This is a genomic window from Zhongshania sp. (assembly GCF_041584495.1).
Lineage (GTDB): Bacteria > Pseudomonadota > Gammaproteobacteria > Pseudomonadales > Spongiibacteraceae > Spongiibacter.
In genome coordinates this window covers 1-1824 of sequence record NZ_JBFHDY010000262.1, presented here as the reverse complement: position 1 = coordinate 1824, position 1824 = coordinate 1, and the positions used below count along the sequence as shown (strand labels likewise).

Sequence of the window (1824 nt, the reverse complement as noted above, 5' to 3'; positions counted from 1 at the left end):
GTGGCTGATAAAGTGATAATTCACCCCATCCTGCTCACCGGGCCGCATTGGTCGCGTGGTGTGGGATACCGACACACTGAGCTGGGGCGTGCGCTTGAGTAACTCTGCGACTAAGCTGGTTTTGCCGGCCCCCGAGGGTGCAGAAATGGTATAGAGCGTGCCTTGACTGTGCATAGCGACGGGGTCGTCCTCTGATTGTAGTGCTCGCGGCGGATGGCAGCGCGACAGATAGCGTTTAGATTATACGACCAGTTTAGCAAAGCGTCACGGAAGGGGGGGAGTTCTGTGGGTATTACTTAAGTTTGAGAGCTCATTGCTGCGTGGTAGAAATTGCTTGTCTCACTTGTCGAGACCGCAGCCGCATTAAACGCCGAGCTATGTGGTGTGTGACTCATAGTCCGTAGACCAATAAGTCCCATGGACCGAGGATGCAGGTGCTACTTATTAAATTAAGGAATATCTGTGAGCCAAGAAATTTTGACTATGTTTGGTTGTCGTTTACGCCAGTTGCGCGCTAGTCGCGGAATGAGTCAAGAAGAGCTAGGAGCATTGGCAGGACTGGATCGGACTTATATTATTCTACCGTTCCAAATGGTTGTGCTGCTGACGGAACACGGTTGCCATCATTTTATGATAAAACATTTAATTACCTGCAACGGTGCGGGTGAGCAGTGGTTTGCGCGTTTTTTTCGCCTTCCAGCACAGTAGCTTTTCCAGTAATACGCGATGCATTCAGCTACCCTCGGCTCGGGAAATATCTAAATATCACACTTTAATGCGCATTAAAGTGTGATCGCAAGGCGTGTTGAGAAGGAAGAGGTGCTTAGGTTGTCTGGCTAATGCTTTGATTTTAATCAGAAAATTTTATCAACATGTGTGTTAGTCCTATTTTATACTCTGGGTCTGCTCATAGAGAGTAAATTAATATTTTATGCGTCAGGCTATTGTGGTTGAGTTTTTATTTTAGGCGCCTTTATGCCCGCCAATTAGTTTGAATCTGGCAGTTAGGCTAATATCGCCCGACAGAGTGCGGCCCCTATCTTAACTGATAGCGGTGTTGAGAGTAGCCCGGAAGGAAAAGGATCAAGTTTTTGCGGGCTCTAAACATGGAATAGAGGGCAAATACTCTATAATTTGTCGCAAATGGATTGGGCAGACCCGGTCGGTGTTATAACCTCGGTGGTTTCATCGGGGTTTTTCGCTGTTTGGGATAGGGAAAATTTTCATGCCTAACCCTTCATAGTCCTTGCCCACCTCTTCGCGCCCCCCGTCACAGTAGAATTTCTTTTTCAGTACCTCGAAGGCTCGATTGTTTTGCTCTGGCCTCAATAATGTCTTGAGGCCAATTGGTCGAGCAACTAGATCGGCCAGCTGCAGCCCTGAATGTGTATTCCACTGAACCTGATCAGTCGTACCCCCCCTGTGTCAGGCGACAACTAGCCTGACACAGGGCGGCAGGCGGTGATCAGGTTGGGTCGTAATACGCAGCACAACCTGATCGTGGCCAAAGTGATTGAATTTGAATTTCTCCAGCGCCGGTACGATCGCTTCGCTGTAGTGGCGTTTGTGGAATACACAAAATGTTCTGGTTGAATGAACCGGACGCTTTAATAAGAGACAATACCCGTCAATTATTGGAGTGTCATCATGGGACAGAAACGCAGTTACAAGCAGTACTCTAAGGAATTCAAAGAAGAAGCCGTTGCCTTAATTCGTGATCAGGGCTACTCGGTGGCTGAAGCGTCTAAATCATTAGGTGTGGCAAGCAACATGCTATATCGCTGGAAAGATCAACAAGAGCAATTGTCGGCAGGTACTGCGCTT

2 protein-coding genes and 1 pseudogene are annotated in these 1824 nt (G+C 47.9%); 2 read left to right on the top strand and 1 reads right to left on the bottom strand.

From position 1 onward, the window contains the following. Positions 1-174: pseudogene (gmk, locus tag ABYP33_RS18935) on the bottom strand (guanylate kinase); the annotation flags it as partial. Positions 175-462: 288 nt separating this feature from the next. On the opposite strand from gmk, the gene ABYP33_RS18930 reads away from it, so the two are divergent. Beyond that, complete coding sequence (locus ABYP33_RS18930) at positions 463-708, top strand: helix-turn-helix domain-containing protein (RefSeq protein ID WP_373092887.1); 246 nt, start codon at positions 463-465, stop codon at positions 706-708. A gap of 939 nt (positions 709-1647) precedes the next feature. Then, a partial coding sequence (locus tag ABYP33_RS18925; RefSeq protein ID WP_373092888.1) for a transposase occupies positions 1648-1824 on the top strand: 177 nt, incomplete at its 3' end.